The sequence below is a fragment of the Catenulispora pinisilvae genome (genome assembly GCF_015356865.1).
Taxonomy (GTDB): Bacteria; Actinomycetota; Actinomycetes; order Streptomycetales; family Catenulisporaceae; genus Catenulispora; species Catenulispora pinisilvae.
In genome coordinates, this window is sequence record NZ_JAAFZA010000102.1 from 1 (window position 1) to 15,627 (window position 15,627).

At 71.1% G+C, this 15,627-nt stretch carries 13 protein-coding genes; 9 read left to right on the top strand and 4 right to left on the bottom strand.

Translation table 11 applies throughout. The features are described 5' to 3' along the window. A partial coding sequence (locus tag IZR01_RS52500) for a hypothetical protein (RefSeq protein WP_194925343.1) occupies positions 1 to 278 on the bottom strand: 278 nt, incomplete at its 3' end. A 356-nt stretch (positions 279 to 634) separates the two neighbouring features. Here IZR01_RS52500 and IZR01_RS25840 point away from each other — a divergent pair. Next, positions 635 to 1,414 (top strand): electron transfer flavoprotein subunit beta/FixA family protein, encoded by a 780-nt coding sequence (locus IZR01_RS25840; protein ID WP_194900109.1) that lies wholly within the window; start codon positions 635 to 637, stop codon positions 1,412 to 1,414. Between the two features lie 14 nt (positions 1,415 to 1,428). Beyond that, positions 1,429 to 2,379, top strand: a complete 951-nt coding sequence (locus IZR01_RS25845) for an electron transfer flavoprotein subunit alpha/FixB family protein (RefSeq protein WP_194925344.1) — start codon at positions 1,429 to 1,431, stop codon at positions 2,377 to 2,379. Here IZR01_RS25845 and IZR01_RS25850 read toward each other — a convergent pair. Beyond that, positions 2,351 to 4,618 carry a serine/threonine-protein kinase gene (locus IZR01_RS25850; protein ID WP_194925345.1) on the bottom strand — a complete coding sequence of 756 codons (2,268 nt, stop codon included), beginning with the start codon at positions 4,616 to 4,618 and terminating at the stop codon, positions 2,351 to 2,353. The genes IZR01_RS25845 and IZR01_RS25850 overlap by 29 nt on opposite strands. Positions 4,619 to 4,746: 128 nt before the next feature. Between IZR01_RS25850 and IZR01_RS25855 the strand changes: the two genes are divergently transcribed. From IZR01_RS25855 to IZR01_RS25870, 4 genes are all read left to right on the top strand, one after another. Beyond that, positions 4,747 to 6,156 carry an MBOAT family O-acyltransferase gene (locus IZR01_RS25855; protein ID WP_323747095.1) on the top strand — a complete coding sequence of 470 codons (1,410 nt, stop codon included), beginning with the start codon at positions 4,747 to 4,749 and terminating at the stop codon, positions 6,154 to 6,156. Positions 6,157 to 6,172: 16 nt separating this feature from the next. Continuing rightward, positions 6,173 to 7,222 carry an SGNH/GDSL hydrolase family protein gene (locus IZR01_RS25860; protein WP_194925347.1) on the top strand — a complete coding sequence of 350 codons (1,050 nt, stop codon included), beginning with the start codon at positions 6,173 to 6,175 and terminating at the stop codon, positions 7,220 to 7,222. Between the two features lie 140 nt (positions 7,223 to 7,362). Further along, a complete protein-coding gene (locus IZR01_RS25865; RefSeq protein ID WP_194925348.1) occupies positions 7,363 to 8,535 on the top strand; it encodes a cysteine desulfurase family protein in 1,173 nt (390 codons plus the stop codon). Between the two features lie 139 nt (positions 8,536 to 8,674). After that, positions 8,675 to 9,271, top strand: a complete 597-nt coding sequence (locus IZR01_RS25870; RefSeq protein WP_194895189.1) for a hypothetical protein — start codon at positions 8,675 to 8,677, stop codon at positions 9,269 to 9,271. A 24-nt stretch (positions 9,272 to 9,295) separates the two neighbouring features. Here IZR01_RS25870 and IZR01_RS25875 read toward each other — a convergent pair whose 3' ends face one another. Next, the gene (locus tag IZR01_RS25875) at positions 9,296 to 10,558 is read right to left on the bottom strand and encodes an NAD(P)/FAD-dependent oxidoreductase (RefSeq protein ID WP_194895188.1); all 1,263 of its coding nucleotides are present in this window, start codon (positions 10,556 to 10,558) and stop codon (positions 9,296 to 9,298) included. Between the two features lie 77 nt (positions 10,559 to 10,635). Here IZR01_RS25875 and mnmA point away from each other — a divergent pair, with 77 nt between their 5' ends. Continuing rightward, positions 10,636 to 11,712: a tRNA 2-thiouridine(34) synthase MnmA gene (gene mnmA, locus IZR01_RS25880; RefSeq protein ID WP_194895187.1), complete on the top strand. Its 1,077-nt coding sequence runs from the start codon at positions 10,636 to 10,638 to the stop codon at positions 11,710 to 11,712. 196 nt (positions 11,713 to 11,908) lie between these two features. Continuing rightward, positions 11,909 to 13,621: a penicillin-binding transpeptidase domain-containing protein gene (locus IZR01_RS25885; protein WP_194925349.1), complete on the top strand. Its 1,713-nt coding sequence runs from the start codon at positions 11,909 to 11,911 to the stop codon at positions 13,619 to 13,621. 277 nt (positions 13,622 to 13,898) lie between these two features. On the opposite strand, the gene IZR01_RS25890 is transcribed toward IZR01_RS25885, so the two are convergent. After that, the gene (locus IZR01_RS25890; RefSeq protein WP_194895185.1) at positions 13,899 to 14,348 is read right to left on the bottom strand and encodes a hypothetical protein; all 450 of its coding nucleotides are present in this window, start codon (positions 14,346 to 14,348) and stop codon (positions 13,899 to 13,901) included. 202 nt (positions 14,349 to 14,550) lie between these two features. On the opposite strand from IZR01_RS25890, the gene IZR01_RS25895 reads away from it, so the two are divergent. Beyond that, the gene (locus IZR01_RS25895) at positions 14,551 to 15,558 is read left to right on the top strand and encodes a methionine synthase (protein WP_194925350.1); all 1,008 of its coding nucleotides are present in this window, start codon (positions 14,551 to 14,553) and stop codon (positions 15,556 to 15,558) included. Positions 15,559 to 15,627 lie beyond the last annotated feature (69 nt).

A 15,627-nucleotide genomic window follows, 5' to 3' on the forward strand; every position in this document is an offset into this window, starting at 1 on the left:
GCCGAATACCGCCCCGCCGATTCCGCCAGCCCCCGGGCCGCCTCCGCCAGCCAGCCACCCAGCTCGCCGAGCTCCGCCAGGTCTGCGTCCCGCCGGGCAGCGCAGCGCTCCGCCAGCAACTCCGCCGCCGGCAGTTTTCCGAACCACCGCGGCTCCACCCGCATCTCCGCCACCACCGCGCCGACCATCGCCAGCTCCGCCACCCGCGCGTGCAGCGCGTCGCCGTAGGCCGTCAATATCTGCGGCTGTACCTCGAACGCGAACCCCGGACCGGACATCGGACCATCCCCCTTTGGTCAATGTGTTTCGATCAGGCTACCGGCTTCCCATCCCTCCCGGTAGTCACTCGATTACCGTAAGCACCACGCTCGTCGTTCACCCGTTCGGCTCAGAGCTCGCCGCGCTCCGGACGTGACGCGCGTCGCTTCCGGTGGCACTACCAAGCGGTAACTTTGTCGGGATACGATCCCCTCGGACGGCACCGTCGGTATCCGCCGGGCCGCACCACAGGATGGGGAAGACCTCGCGCGTTTGACCCCATGATCGGAGCTCTGTTTTCTCGACCAGGTCCGACCATGGCAAGCTGCGGAGGAGAGACCGGAGAAGCCCTCAAGCAGGAGGTCGGACAGCGATCATGAAAATCGTCGTCTGTGTGAAGCAGGTGCCGGACACGGAGGCCGAGAAGCGGCTCCTCCCGGACACCCTGACCGTGGACCGGGAGAGCTCGAACCCGGTGCTCAACGAGATGGACGAGTTCGCCATCGAGGAAGCGCTCAAGCTGACCGAGGCGCACGGCGGCGAGGTCGTGGTGCTGACCATGGGCCCGGACGGCGCCGACGCCGCGGTGCGCAAGGCCCTGTCGATGGGTGCGCACTCCGGCATCCTGCTGTCCGACCCGGCGCTGGCCGGCTCCGACGCGGTCGCCACCTCCTACGCGATCGCGCAGGCCCTGGGCACCACCGAGTACGACCTGGTGATCCTGGGCTCGGAGGCCTCCGACGCCCGCACCTCGCTGGTCCCGGCCATGCTGGCCGAGCGGCTGGGCCTGCCGCAGCTGACCTTCGCCTCCAAGGTGGAGATCGACGGCACCTCGATCACCGTGAACCGGCTCACCGACTACGGCCACGACGTGGTCCAGGCCCAGCTGCCGGCCGTGGTGTCGGTGGTCGAGAAGATCAACGAGCCGCGCTACCCCTCCTTCAAGGGCATCATGGCGGCCAAGAAGAAGCCGGTCGCGGCCCTGGACGTGGCCGCCGCCGGCATCGACGCCGCGCTGGTCGGCCAGGCCGCCGCGGCCACCACCGTGGTCGACGCCGCCCAGCGCCCGCCGCGCAGCGCCGGGGTGAAGGTCACCGACGAGGGCGACGGCGGCGTGAAGCTCGCCGAGTTCCTGTCCGCGCAGAAGTTCATCTAAGGGAGCTTTGGAAAATGGCTGAGATCCTGGTCCTCGTCGACCACGCCGACGGCGTGGTCAAGAAGGTCACGCTGGAGCTGCTGACCAAGGCCCGTGCGCTGGGCACGCCCAGCGCGGTGTTCATCGGCGCCGGCTACGACAAGGCGGCCGAGAAGCTGGCCGAGTACGGCGCCGCCAAGGCCTACGTGGCCGAGGACGCCGAGCTGGACGCCTACGTCACCGCCCCCAAGGCCGAGCTGCTGGCCAAGCTGGTCGCCGAGCACGCCCCGGCGGCCGTGCTGGTGCCGGCCACCGCCGAGGGCAAGGAGGTGGGCGCCCGGCTGGCGATCAAGACCGGCTCCGGCGTCCTCACCGACGCCGTCGACGTCAGCGCCGACCTGATCGCCGAGCAGAGCATCTTCGGCGGCTCGACCGTGGCCCACTCCAAGGTCGCCAAGGGCACCCCGATCATCGCGATGCGCCCGAACGCCACCGCCCCCGAGGCCGCCCCGGCCGCCGCGGAGCGCGTGGACGTCTCGGTGGAGCTGACCGACGCCGCCAAGCTGGCCAAGGTCGTGGAGAAGGTCGTGCTCCCCAAGGGCGACCGCCCCGAGCTCACCGAGGCCTCGATCGTGGTCTCCGGCGGCCGCGGCGTCGGCAGCGGCGAGAACTTCGCCGTCATCGAGAAGCTGGCCGACGCCCTCGGCGCGGCCGTCGGCGCCTCCCGCGCCGCCGTGGACGCCGGCTGGTACCCGCACCAGGCGCAGGTCGGCCAGACCGGCAAGACCGTGTCCCCGCAGCTGTACATCGCCGCCGGCATCTCCGGCGCGATCCAGCACCGTGCCGGCATGCAGACCTCGAAGACCATCGTCGCCATCAACAAGGACGAGGAGGCGCCGATCTTCGAGCTCGCCGACTACGGCGTCATCGGCGACCTGTTCAAGGTGGTCCCGCAGGTCACCGACGAGATCCTGAAGCGGAAGTAGTCCGCGGACTGCTCACCCGGCCGCTTCGCCCACCCGACGGGGTGGGCGAAGCGGCTTTTGGTTTCCCGGCGGAGGTGGTGGAGCTGGTGGAGGTGGTGGAGGTGCTGGAGACCGACGTGGCCGGGCTCAGCGGGCGCGGCGGAGCGCTGTGGCGGGTGTGGGGCAGCAGCAGGAGCGTCGCGGCCACGGCACCGCCCAGGAAGGCGCCCAGGGCGGCATAGACGGGAAAGCGACGGCGGGGCGCTCGGTGGTGGGTGGTCGGCGGCTGGCTGGCAGTGGGCTCGGTGGCAGGCAGGTCAGTGCCAGATGGTTCGGACTCCGGGTCGAGTAGGACTGACGCGTAGGCGGAGCCGGGTCTAGCGGCGGTGGCGCGGCCGGGTTGTGGCGACTCGGTGTTGTCGGTTGCGGGCTCGGAGAGGTGCGCGGTGTTGGCGGAGCCGGGTCTGGCGGCGGTGGCTCGGCCGGGACGCGTCTGCTCGGTGTTGTCGGCTGCGGGCTCGGCGAGGTGCGCGGCGTAGGCGGAGCCGGGTCTAGCGGCGGTGGCGCGGCCGGGTTGTGGCGACTCGGTGTTGTCGGTTGCGGGCTCGGCGAGGTGCGCGGTGTTGGCGGAGCCGGGTTTGGCGGCGGTGGCGTGGTCGGGACGCGTCTGCTCGGTGTTGTCGGCTGCGGACTCGGCGAGGTGCGCGGCGTAGGCGGAGCCGGGTTTGGCGGTGGCGAGTCGCGGCGGCTCGGTGTGCTCGGCCGGAGCCTCGGGCCCGTGCTGCGGGCCGAGCTGATGTGCTGCCTTGACGCCGGGCTCGGGCCGGTGCTGCTCGCTATCGGCGGTGTCCGGTTGTTTGGGTGAGTAGTGCGGCAGGTCCAATGGTGTGCCGGAGGCGGCCGGTTGCTCGGCCGAGCCGCGCGGCAGGCCCGGTTCGCGGATGCCGTCGGCCGGCGAGCCGAGCGGGGGAGTGGGCCTGCGGAGCTCGTAGCTGGCGGCCTGGCTGAGCGCGGATTGCGCCTCGGTATGTACCTGGGTCTGTGGGTTGGTCTGCGGCTTGGACTCGGCATACCGCGGCTTGCGTCGCCTGGCCCCGATCCGCGAGGGCTGAGCCGCGACCGCGTTCGCGATGTCCAGCGCCGAGTCCGCGACCGAGTCGAAGGCCGTCGTCTGGGCCGCCGAGGCCGGCCGGACCCACAGCGGGTCGGCGGCCGTGACCTCCAACCAGGCGGCGAGCTCGGCCTCGCGCCGTGCGATGTCGTCGAGCACTGCTTGCGAGAGCCAGTCGGCGGCCGGTGCGACGCGGTCCGCGATCTCCGGCGCGCTCGGGCGTTCCGTGGGGTCTTTCGCCAGACATGCGGTCAGGAGCTCGGCCAGATCGTCCGGCAGGCCGTCCAGCTTCGGCGGCTCGTGCACCACCCGGTAGAGCAGTGCGGGCCCGTCGCCGGCGCCGAAGGGGCTCTGGCCGCGGGCCGCGTAGGCGACGACCGTGGCCATCGCGAAGACGTCCGAGGCGAAGGTCGTGGGTTCGCCGACCGCCTGTTCCGGCGACAGGAAGCCCGGGGAGCCGATCAGGGCGCCGGCCCTGGTGAGCGGGACGTCGTCGACCGCGCGGGCCACGCCGAAGTCGATCAGGCGCGGGCCGTCCGGGGCCACCAGCACGTTCGAGGGCTTCACGTCGCGGTGCACGACCCCGGCCGCGTGCACCTCCGCCAGGGCCAGGGCCAAGCCGTGGGTCAGGGTGTGGAGTCCCGCCGGGGAGAACGGGCCGAAGGCCAGCAGCGCGTCGGTGATGGACGGGCCCGGCACGTACTCCGACGCCAGCCACGGCAGCTCCGCGTCGGGATCCGCCGCCACCACCGGGGCGATCAACGCCGCGCCGCCGACCCGCCCGCCGCCCGCACTGCCCGCGGCCGCGCCGCCCGCACCGGCCGCACTGTCCGCACCGGCCCCGCCGCCGGAATCCGCCGCACCGCCGCCGCCAGCACCAGGCTCGCCGCTGGTATCGCCAGCACCGGCCTCGCCGCTGGCATCGACAGCACGACCACCCCCCACCCCCCGAGCCGTCGCCACCTCCCGCCGGAACCGAGCCCGAAACCGCGGATCCGCCGCGAGCTCCGGCCGCGCCACCTTCAGCGCCACCGCCTCCCGATCCGGGCCCAGCGCCAGGTAGACGCGCCCCATCCCGCCCACGGCGAGCAGCGTCAGCACCCGGAATCCGCCCAGGTGGCGCGGGTCGTCTGCGCGAAGTGGTGCCATACCCGACAAGTTAAGAGCGATCTCGACCGGTGGGAAGACCGTGACCGTCTGTGTTCTGTTTCGTTGGGTATTGCGACCCTTCCTGACGAAACCGGCCCCCGGGGACAGCCGCCTTGATCTTCCCTACCGTGCAGTTCGCGCTCTTCTTCGCCGTAGTCCTGCCCCTGTCCTGGGCGCTGATGCCGCGCCGACGCCTGTGGCGCCCCTTCATCCTGGCGGCCTCCTACTACTTCTACGCCGCCGCGGACTGGCACTACGTCCTCCTCCTCGCGGGCTCCACAGTGGTCAACCAACTCGCGGCCACCGTCATCGCCCGTCAGTCCTCGAAGAAGGTCCGCCGCGCCGCCCTGATCACCGCGATCACCCTGGACCTCGGCGCGCTCGGCGTCTTCAAGTACCTGGACTTCTTCAGCGAGAGCATCAACAGCTCCCTGGGACTCTCGTTAGGGCTGCTGCACCTGGTCCTGCCGGTGGGAGTGTCCTTCTACACCTTCCAGGCCATCTCCTACGTCGTCGACGTCCACCGCGGCCGCACCCGGCTGGCCAAACCCCTCGACTACGCCGTCTACGCGTCCTTCTTCCCCCACCTCGTGGCCGGCCCGATCGTCCGCGCCTCGGAGTTCATCCCGCAGCTGGCCACCCCGCGCGACCCGAACCGTGTCCCCATGGCGCGCGCCTTCGGCCTGATCGCCGGTGGCCTGGTGAAGAAGATGGTCATCGCCGACATGATCGGCACCAAGCTGGTCGACCCCGTCTTCGGCGCGCCCCAGGCCCACAACGGCACAGAGACCGTAATGGCGGTCTATGGATACGCGGTCCAGATCTACTGTGACTTCTCCGCCTACACCGACATGGCGATCGGCCTGGCGCTCCTTCTGGGCTTCCGCTTCCCCGGCAACTTCGACCGCCCCTATACCGCGCGCTCCCTCCAGGACTTCTGGCGGCGCTGGCATATGACGCTGTCCCGCTGGCTCCGTGACTACCTCTACATCCCCTTGGGAGGAAACCGCGGGGGAAGCCTTAAGACGTACCGCAACCTGATGCTGACCATGCTCCTCGGCGGCCTCTGGCACGGAGCCGCCTGGACCTTCGTCTTCTGGGGAGGTATCCATGGCGCCGGTCTCGCGGTGGAACGTGCGTGGCCTTCTATTACGAAAGCCCTAGGCTTTCGCGACGGTATCCCCGCACTGATTCCCCAGCCGGTGAAAACCACAGTGGGACGCATCCTGACCTTCCACGTGGTCTGCCTAGCCTGGGTCTTCTTCCGCGCCCCGGACCTCGGTACCGCCTTCGCCGTCCTCGGACGCCTCTTCGCCGGCGGCCCGAGCACCGGCATCCTCACCCCCACGATCGTCCTGCTCATCGCCGCCGCACTCGCCATGCAGTGGGTCCCCCGAGGAGTCGGCGCGCGGCTGCGCACCGCGTTCGTCACGCTCCCGGTCTACGCACAGGGCGTCTCCCTCGGCGTCCTGCTGCTGGTGATCGCCGCGGTGAGCGGCGGACAGGGCGTGGCGCCGTTCATCTACTTCCGGTTCTAGGCGACAGGAGCGAGCAGTGTCCGAGGAATCCGAGGAACCCCTCACCTCCGCGCGCCAGGCCGGCCGGGTGATCCGCATCGCCTTGATCACCGCGCTGCTGCTGAACACCGCCGGCGTGGTCCGGGCCGGGCTCGGCATGCCGCCGGGGCCGACCCGGGACGCCGTGCTGGCGGTCGCGCATCCGCTGGACGCCATCGCCGGCGCCCTGGACCTGAACCGCCCGCGCACCTCGCTGGACGCCATGCTCGGCCACCCGGACAGCGTCACCGGTGACGACGGGCAGCGCACGCATCTGGAGCAGGACGCGGCCCGGCAGCAGCAGCCGGTGGTCCAGCCGTCGGCCGCCGCCCAGGCGCCGGGCAGCCCGGCGACCGCCCCCGCCGCGGACCCCGAACCGCGGCTGGCCCCGGTCGCCGCGGACGTTCGGCACGCCACCGCCGCCGATCCGCTGCGGGTCCTGGTCACCGGCGACTCGCTGTCCGACTTCGACGGTCAGCAACTGGCCCGCCTGGTCGCCTCCGAGCACCTGCCGGCCAAGGTCCGGGTGCAGGCGCGCAACGGCACCGGCCTGACGCAGCCCTCGGTGTTCGACTGGTCCGACGAGGCGGCGCAGGAGGCCGTGGACTTCGATCCGGATGTGGTGATCATGGTGCTCGGCGCCAACGACGGCTGGCCGCTGGACGGCGCCGACGTCGGGTCGAACGTCTGGAACGCCGAGTACTCGCGCCGGGTCGAGGCGGTCGCCCGCGACTTCATCGCCGGCGATCCGCAGCGCCGCGTCTACTGGGTCGGCCCGCCGGTCCCGCGCTCGGCGCCGTGGATCCACATCTTCGCGCGGATCAACGACGCGGTGCGCGCGGCCGTGCCGAACGTGCCGGGCCTGCGGTACGTCGACGTCGCCGACCCCACCTCGGACCACGGCCACTACACCGACTACCTGACCGATCCGGACGGCCACCGGGTCCTGGCCCGGCAGCACGACGGGATCCACTTCAGCTTCCCGGGCTCGGTGTTCCCGGCGCGGATCATCCTGACCGCCATCCGCGGGGAATACACACTCGGCTGATCGCATTGCGCATACGGGCGGGCGGTAACAGGCCCCCCACTTCCGCGTGCCCCGCGGCCTCCGGGTGACCCCCGGGTGCCGACCGGGTGCCGGGCCGATCACCGCCACCGCCGCACCAGCCCCTAGAATCGCAGCTAATCATGGCCGTATATCTGGATCACGCCGCGACGACCCCCATGCTCCCGGCCGCCGTCGACGCGATGACGGCACGGCTGGCCGTCACCGGGAACGCCAACTCCCTGCACGCCGCCGGCCGCGCCGCCAGGCGGGTGGTCGAGGAGTCCCGCGAACAGATCGCGGAGGCGCTGGGGGCCCGACCCTCGGAGGTGGTGTTCACCTCCGGCGGGACCGAGAGCGACAACCTGGCGGTGAAGGGCCTGTACTGGGCCCGACGCGACGCGGACGCCCGCCGGCGGCGGGTGCTGGCGGCGAAGATCGAGCACCACGCCGTCCTGGACCCGCTGTCCTGGCTCGCCGAGCACGAGGGCGCCGAGATCGACTGGCTGCCGGTGGACGCCCTGGGCCGGGTGCACCCCGAGACGCTGCGCGCGGCCATCGAGCGCGATCCGGACTCCGTGGCGCTGACCACCGTGATGTGGGCGAACAACGAGGTCGGGACGGTCCAGCCGGTCCAGGAACTGGCCGCGGTCGCGCACGCGTACGGGATCCCGATGCACTCCGACGCCGTGCAGGCGGTCGGGGCGCTGGAGGTGGACTGGTCGGTCAGCGGGCTGTCGGCGATGACCTTCACCGCGCACAAGATCGGCGGCCCGATCGGGGTCGGCGCGTTGCTGCTGGGGCGCAAGACAGCGGCGGTGCCGGTGTTGCACGGCGGCGGTCAGGAGCGCGACGTGCGCTCCGGCACGCTGGACACCCCGGCGATCGCCGGCTTCGCGGCCGCGGTGGTGGAGTCGGTGAAGGACCGCGAGGCCAAGGCCGATCTGCTCAGCGGCCTGCGCGACGAACTCCTGGCGCGGGTCCGGGCCGAGGTGCCGGACGTGGTGGTGAACGGCGATCTGGGCGCCGGCAGCGGGCTGCCCGGGATCGCGAACATGACCTTCCCCGGGTGCGAGGGTGATTCGCTGCTGATGCTGCTGGACGCCCGCGGCGTGGAGTGCTCGACCGGCTCGGCGTGCTCGGCCGGGGTCGCGCAGCCCAGCCATGTGCTGCTGGCCATGGGAGTCCAGGGGGAGCCGGCGCGGGGCTCGCTCCGGTTCTCGCTGGGGCACACGTCGACGAAGGCTGATGTGGACGCGCTGGCCGAGGCGATCGGGCCGGTGGTGGCCCGGGCCCGGGCGGCCGGGGTCAGCTGACCGGTTCGGCCGAACGGGGTATTCCAGCGGGGCGGTTGAGCGGCGAGGCATGTCCGTTTCAGGGTGTTTATATTGACACGCGAGCTTTGAAACAGGACCCTGATTCCCATTGGATCATCTCCACGACGAATGGGGCATCATGCTTCGCAAGCGTTCCATGCTCGCGCTCCTGGCGGTGGCGCTGCTGTCCTTCACGGCGCTGGCCGCCGGTCCCGCCTCCGCCTCCGCTTCGGGGACCTCCGGCTCCGCCACCTCCGCCGACGCGGGCCAGAACTGGGTCCAGGACTCGATCAGCGCCCAACTCGCCCGCAAGCCCGGCGGCGTGGTCGAGGGGAACTCGATCCGCTACGCCAAGGAAGACGTCACCCTCACCTACAAGCCGCCGACCGCGCCCGGCAGCGCCGTCGCGAACGACTTCGCCGGCTGTAGCACCAACGAGGTCTGCCTCTACACCACCAGCGATGTCACTCCCTCCGGCGTGCGGCTGAGCACCGGTTCGCTGTGGTGCCCGTGGGAGAACTCCGGCAACCTGCTGGATCTGCGTGACTACGGCCTGTCCAACCAGATCCGCGCGGCCGACAACGAGGGTGGCTGGTGGGCCGAGGGGATCTGGTCGAACGTCGGCGTGCGCGGGGAGCAGTGGAAGATGGATCCGCACGGGATCCTCTACAACCTGAGTACGACGAACATCACCTTCGTCAACGTCTGTCTGAAGGAGAACGACCTCGAGTTCTGAGAACCCTGAGATCCGCGAGAGCCGTCAGGCCGTCGCCACGTCCGCCAGCGCCACTGCCGGGTCCTGGAGCCGCGCCACGTCCACCACGGCGTGGCTCAGGATCAGGCTCCGGACGTCGTCGACCACGTCCCACACATTGACGTTCATCCCGGCCAGCACCGCGCCGCCGGCCAACCAGAACGCCATGTACTCCCCGGAGGCCGGATCGCCGCGGAACACCACCTGCTCGTAGCCGGAGCTCGGGATGTGGCCGACGTACTCCATGCCGAGGTCGTACTGGTCGGTGTAGAAGTACGGCAGACGGTCGTACTTCAGGTCGGTGACGCCCATCATCGACGCCGCGGCCACCTTCGGCTGGTTCAGGGCGTTGGCCCAGTGCTCGACCCGGATCGGCTCCCCGTAGAAGGGGTGCCAGGCGTTCGCGACATCGCCGGCCGCGAAGATGTCGGGGTCGCAGGAGCGCAGGGTGGCGTCGACCACGATGCCGTTGGCGACCTTGAGCCCCGCCGCCTCGGCCAGACCGGTGTTCGGCGCGGCGCCGACCGCGACCAGGATGTGGTCGGCCTCGAGTTCGGTGCCGTCGGCGAGCCGGACCCGGGTGGCCTGCTCGACGCCGTCCACGTCCTGGAGCGTGAACGAGTCCACGCCGACGCCCAGGCGCAGATCGACGTCGTGGGCGCGGTGTAGTGCCGCGAACTGCGCACCGACCTCAGGACCCAGCACGCGCAACAGCGGTTGCTCCAGCGCCTCCAGCACCGTCACCTCGACGTCCTTCTCGCGCGCCGCGGCGGCCACCTCCAGGCCGATCCAGCCGGCGCCGATGATGGTCAGGCGGGAGCCGGGGATCAGTTCGGCCTTGGTGCGCTCGCTGTCTTCCAGGGTGCGGAAGTAGGACAGGTTCTTGGCGTCGCCGCCGAAGACGTTCAGGCGGCGCGGGGCGGAGCCGGTGGCCAGCAGGAGCTTGCCGTAGGGGAGTTCGGTGCCGTCGTCGAGGCGGACACGGTGGTTCTCGCGGTCGATCGCGGTGGCGGTGCGGCCCAGGCGGAGCCCCACCTGGTTCTCCACGTACCAGGAGCCGGACTCGTGGACGAAGACCTTGTCCCGTTCTTCCTTGCCCTGCAACAGGCCCTTGGACAGCGGCGGGCGCTCGTAGGGGAGGTCGCGCTCGGCGCCGACCAGCTCGATCGGGCCGTCCCAGCCGTCCTCGCGCAGGGCTTGGGCGGCCTTCGCGCCGGCCAGACTCGCGCCGATGATGAGCATGTTCTCCGTACTGGCAGCGCCGCTCATGGCGTCCTCCGCTTCGTGGTAGCCGTCACGCCGATATGACCCGCCTCACAGTCAACCATTGCACGTACCCTGGAGACATGCGTGTCTTGGCGGCGATGTCCGGTGGTGTCGACTCGGCGGTGGCTGCCGCCCGGGTGCGGGACGCGGGTCACGAGGTGACCGGCGTCCATCTGGCCTTGTCCCGGAACCGGCAGGCGCTGCGGGACGGGGCGCGCGGGTGCTGCACGATCGAGGACTCGCACGACGCCCGGCGGGCCGCCGACATGCTCGGGATCCCCTTCTACATCTGGGACATGTCCGACCGGTTCCACGAGGACGTGATCGAGGACTTCGTCGCCGAGTATCAGGCCGGGCGGACGCCGAACCCGTGCCTGCGCTGCAACGAGAAGATCAAGTTCGCCGCGGTGCTGGACAAGGCGCGGGCGCTGGGCTTCGACGCGGTCGCCACCGGCCACTACGCGCGGCTGTTCGACGGGCCGCACGGGCCGGAGCTGCACCGGGCTGTGGACCCGGCGAAGGACCAGTCCTACGTGCTCGGCGTGCTGGACGCCGAGCAGCTGGCGCACTCGCTGTTCCCGCTGGGCGAGGACACCAAGCCCGAGGTGCGGGCCGAGGCGGCCGAGCGCGGGCTGTACGTGGCCAAGAAGCCGGACAGCCACGACGTCTGCTTCATCCCCGACGGCGACACCAAGGCGTACTTGGCCAAGACGCTGGGCACCGATTCCGGGCCGATCGTCGACACCGCCGGGCGGCGGGTCGGCGAGCACGACGGGGCCTGGGGCTTCACCATCGGCCAGCGGCGCGGCCTGCGGATCGGCGACCCGGCCGGCGACGGGCGGCCGCGCTATGTGCTGGACATCTCACCGGTCAGCAACACGGTGACGGTCGGGACGGCCGAGGAGCTGGACGTCACCGGGCTGTCCGGGATCAAGCTGCGGTGGTGCGGGCCGGAGTTCACCGGCCGGATCGAGTGCCACGCGCAGTTGCGGGCGCACGGGGAAGGCGTCCCGGCCACGGCCGAGCGGACCGGCGCGGACTCCATCGACGTGCTGCTCCACGAGCCGGTTCGCGGGCTGGCGCCCGGGCAGGCGGCCGTGCTCTATGACGGGACGCGGGTCATCGGATCCGCCACCGTGGCGCAGACCTCGCGCTGACAATCACTCTGACACTCTGACGATTCAGGCTGACGATCACGGTGACGATCACGGTGACGATTCAGGCTGCGGCGGGTAGCGCCTGTTCAACAGTCGGTGGTGATCGTCGGGACGGAACAACCGATCGGGTCTCATGTGCGTCGGTTAGGGTCGTAGGCTGAATAACCCGATCCGATATCAAAGGGGAGGGACCCCGATGGGTTCACGACGTACGCTCCTTGCGATAGCAGCGGTTGCCACGTCCCTCGCGGTCGTCACCGCGGGCTGCTCCAGCGGCTCCAAGTCGAAGCCGGCGGCGGGCGGTTCCCAGTCGGGTGCCCCCGTCGGCGACAGCCCGACCGACAAGGTCGCGGCGGCGTTCCTGGCGGCCTGGCAGTCCGGTGACTACACGAAGGCGGGGTCGCTGACCGACGATCCGGCCAAGGCCACGCCGCGGTTGAAGGCGGTGATGGACTCCCTGGCGCCCAAGAGCACGGCGCTGAAGCTGGGGTCGCAGGTGAACGCGCCGTCCTCGGCCGGTTCCACCCCGGCCACCCCGGCCACCCCGGGCGCGCCGTCCAGTCCCTCCACCCCGGATCCGCTGGCCAACGCGGTGCACTACGGCTTCTCCGTCGCCGACACCTTCACCGACGGTCTGGTCTGGAGCTACAACTCGACGATGTCGGTGCTGCCGCCGACCGGGAACGGCCCGGCGGTCGTGCACTTCTCCTCCGGGGTGATCAACCCGCAGCTGAGCTCGCTGGCGAACCTCAAGGCCGTCCCGCCGGCGGTGCCGGTCGCCGACCGCAACGGCGCCCCGCTGTCCGGCGCGGCGCACCCGAGCATCGCCAGCATCATCAACAAACTGTCGACCGCCAAGCCGCCGAGCGGCGGCCAGGCCTCGCTGCAGATCCAGTTCGTGGACAACAACACCGGGTTGCAGATACCCAACTCGAACACGATCCAACTGGGCGCCCCGAACTCCACCAGCGGGCTCCAGCTCGGCTCCACGATCGACTCCAAGATCCAGACCGCGGCCGAGAACGCGCTGAAGGCGTACCCGAACTCCGGCATGGTGGTGATCCAGCCCTCTACCGGCCAGATCCTGGCCATCGCCACCAACAACAAGGACAACCCGAAGATGGCCTACATGGCCACCCGGGCCCCGGGCTCCACCTTCAAGACGGTCACGGCCACCGCGCTGATGCTGGCCGGCATGCAGCCCTCGGACTCGGCGGACTGCACCCCCAACGTGACCGTGGGCACCGAGACCTACCACAACGACGAGGGCCTGCGGAACGGCTTCTCCGGAGCGACCCTGCTCACCGCGTACGAGCAGTCCTGCAACACCTCGTTCGTGCACGCGACCATCGACCACAACCTGGCCCTGAACCGGCTGTCCGTGGTGGCGCACGACTACTTCGGTATGAACCAGCCCTGGGACATGGGCATCGGCCAGGCGACCTACGCCACCCCCGGCAACCTGCAGGTCCCCCCGGCCGACGGCCGCGACGTCCTCGCCGCCGAGGCCTTCGGCCAGGGCAAGATCACCATGGCCCCCCTGACCATGGCCTCGGTGGCGGCCACCGTGGCCACCGGCCAGTTCCACCAGCCGATCCTCATCCCCGGCTTCCAGCCCCCGGCCAAGGCCCAGCCGATCCCGGCCAACATCGACGCCAACCTGCAGATGATGATGCGCGGGGTCATCACGGACGGCACCGCGACCTCGCTGCAGGGGATCGCGTCCACGCTGGGCGGCAAGACCGGGTCGGCGGAACCGAACCCGACGGACCCGACGGACTCCTGGATGATCGCGATGGACCCGCAGCACGACATCGCGGTTTCGGCGCTGGTGCTCAACGGCGGGTACGGGAACTCGGCGGCCGGGCCGGCTATCGCGGCGATGATGAAGGCTGCTGGGTTGAGCTGAGGTGCGTAGGGCGGCTCGGCTGGCGAAGTTGAAGCAGGCCGCCGGGTTGACCTGAGCAGGGCGGCGGCTTGGCTGGCGAAGTTGAAGCAGGCCGCTGGGTTGACCTGAGCAGGGCGGCTTGGCTGGCTTAGTTGAAGCAGACTGAGCTTGGCGGGTTTTAACTGTGATGCCCTGGGCCTTTCGGCCCGGGGCATCTGGTTTTGGTGTCGGCGTCATGGTGTGCCGGCCTTTCGCGGCTCAGCAATCGCCGACCGGGCCGCGGTTTCCTGTGCCCGCCTCAGCTGTCGAAGTGCACAAACAACCCGCGCTGATCAGCCCCGGCCAGCAAAGCCAGCAGCGACAGCGACCGGATCAGCTGCCCGCACCGGTAGGCGTCCCACCCGCCGTCGGCCGCGCCGTCGGCGGCGGCCCAGCGCTCCGCGAGCGCGTCCACATCGTGGTCGCTCAGATGCGCGAGGCGGGAGCCCAGCGCCGGGCGTACCGGAAGCAGCACCGTGCCGCCGGCGTCGTCAGGGCCCTCATGGGCGGGGGTGAGGACCGCCTCGCGGACCTCGGCGGGGTCGTTGCCGGTCACCAGGAGGTCGAGGTCGATCAGTTGGGCCGGGTCCAGGTCGCCGGCCGGGACGGTGTCCAGGGCGGACAGGACTGCCGAGGTGTCCGCGTGGGCCGCGGCGGCCGCCACTACCCGCAGTTCGGCGGGGCTCGCGGCGAAGAACACGGTCGACACGGACGGGCTCCAGGAGGTCAAGACGGCAACCGGCGCGGCGCTCGGGCTTTGAACAGGGCTGGTGTTGGTCACAATAGCGGCGACCTGGGCTCATGGCTCGCGCATTCGGTGCTGTGCGCGGTGATGTCGGGCCGCGTCCGCCGGAAGCGGCCGCGGCGTCGGGCCGACGCCCCGTATCGCCCCGTCCGGCTACCCTCGTCCCATGCACCGACCCCCACGCGCCACCGGCATCGGCTCCCTTCCCGGCACCGACACCGGGGCGGCGCAGCGCCTGGCCTTCGACGAGCTCCCGGATCTGCCGTTCCTGTCCGAGCTTCCGGCGCGCGGCGTGGGGGCGGACATGATCGGGCGCGGCACCGCGTTGCTCGTCGACATGTACGCCGAGGTGCAGCCCAGCGGGTGGCGGCTGACCGAGCGGCCCGGCCGGGACGCCCGCCGCGCCGTGTCCTTCCTGCGTCAGGACCTCGACGTCCTGGAGGAGAACGCGCAGGAGCTCACCCAGACCCTGAAGATCCAGGCCGCCGGGCCCTGGACTCTGGCCTCGACCCTGGAGCTGCGGCACGGCGACCGCATGCTGTCCGACCCGGGTGCCGTCCGCGACCTCGCCGAGTCCCTGACCGAGGGCCTGAAGCTGTACCTGGCCGAGGCGAGGCAGCGCGCCCCGCAAGCGGGCAAGATCCTGCTCCAGCTCGACGAGCCCGCGCTCCCCGGGGTGCTCAGGGGCACCGTCCCCACGGCCAGCGGCTTCGGCAGGCTCCGCGCGGTGGAGGTGAGCGTGGCGCGGGAGACGCTGGCCGGGCTGCTCCAGGCCGTGCACGACGCCGGGGCCGAGGCCGCCGTGCACTGCTGTGCGCCCGGCGTCCCGATCGAGCTGCTGCGCGAGGCCGGGGCCGACTACGTGTCCTTCGACGCCACCGGCATCGCCACCGAGACCGCCGCCGACGAACAGCTCGGCGTGGCGATCGAGGCCGGGGTCGGGCTGATGCTCGGCGTGGTGCCCTCCGTCGATCCCGCACAGGCGCCGGGGGTCAACCAGCTGCTGGACAAGGTCTTGTCCCTGACCCGCCTGGGCTTCTCGGCGGCCGAGCTGGCCGGCGCGGTGACGATCACCGCGACCTGCGGTCTGGCCGGCGCCACGCCGCCGTGGGCCCGGCAGGCGCTGATCTTGGCGCACCGGACGGCCGACGCGTTGGCGGACAAAGCCTCCTGAACTGCGGGACTGTCAGTGCCTGGCAGTAGATTCTTACTGTCAAAAGGCCCCCGACCAGTGAGGTGACGC

Excerpts from the sequence above, each read along its gene's own strand:
- IZR01_RS25840 (WP_194900109.1), top strand. The coding sequence starts at position 635 with ATGAAAATCGTCGTCTGTGTGAAGCAGGTGCCGGACACGGAGGCCGAG.
- IZR01_RS25845 (WP_194925344.1), top strand. The coding sequence starts at position 1,429 with ATGGCTGAGATCCTGGTCCTCGTCGACCACGCCGACGGCGTGGTCAAG.
- IZR01_RS25850 (WP_194925345.1), bottom strand. The coding sequence starts at position 4,618 with ATGGCACCACTTCGCGCAGACGACCCGCGCCACCTGGGCGGATTCCGG.
- IZR01_RS25865 (WP_194925348.1), top strand. The coding sequence starts at position 7,363 with ATGGCCGTATATCTGGATCACGCCGCGACGACCCCCATGCTCCCGGCC.
- IZR01_RS25870 (WP_194895189.1), top strand. The coding sequence starts at position 8,675 with ATGCTTCGCAAGCGTTCCATGCTCGCGCTCCTGGCGGTGGCGCTGCTG.
- IZR01_RS25875 (WP_194895188.1), bottom strand. The coding sequence starts at position 10,558 with ATGAGCGGCGCTGCCAGTACGGAGAACATGCTCATCATCGGCGCGAGT.
- mnmA (WP_194895187.1), top strand. The coding sequence starts at position 10,636 with ATGCGTGTCTTGGCGGCGATGTCCGGTGGTGTCGACTCGGCGGTGGCT.
- IZR01_RS25885 (WP_194925349.1), top strand. The coding sequence starts at position 11,909 with ATGGGTTCACGACGTACGCTCCTTGCGATAGCAGCGGTTGCCACGTCC.
- IZR01_RS25895 (WP_194925350.1), top strand. The coding sequence starts at position 14,551 with ATGCACCGACCCCCACGCGCCACCGGCATCGGCTCCCTTCCCGGCACC.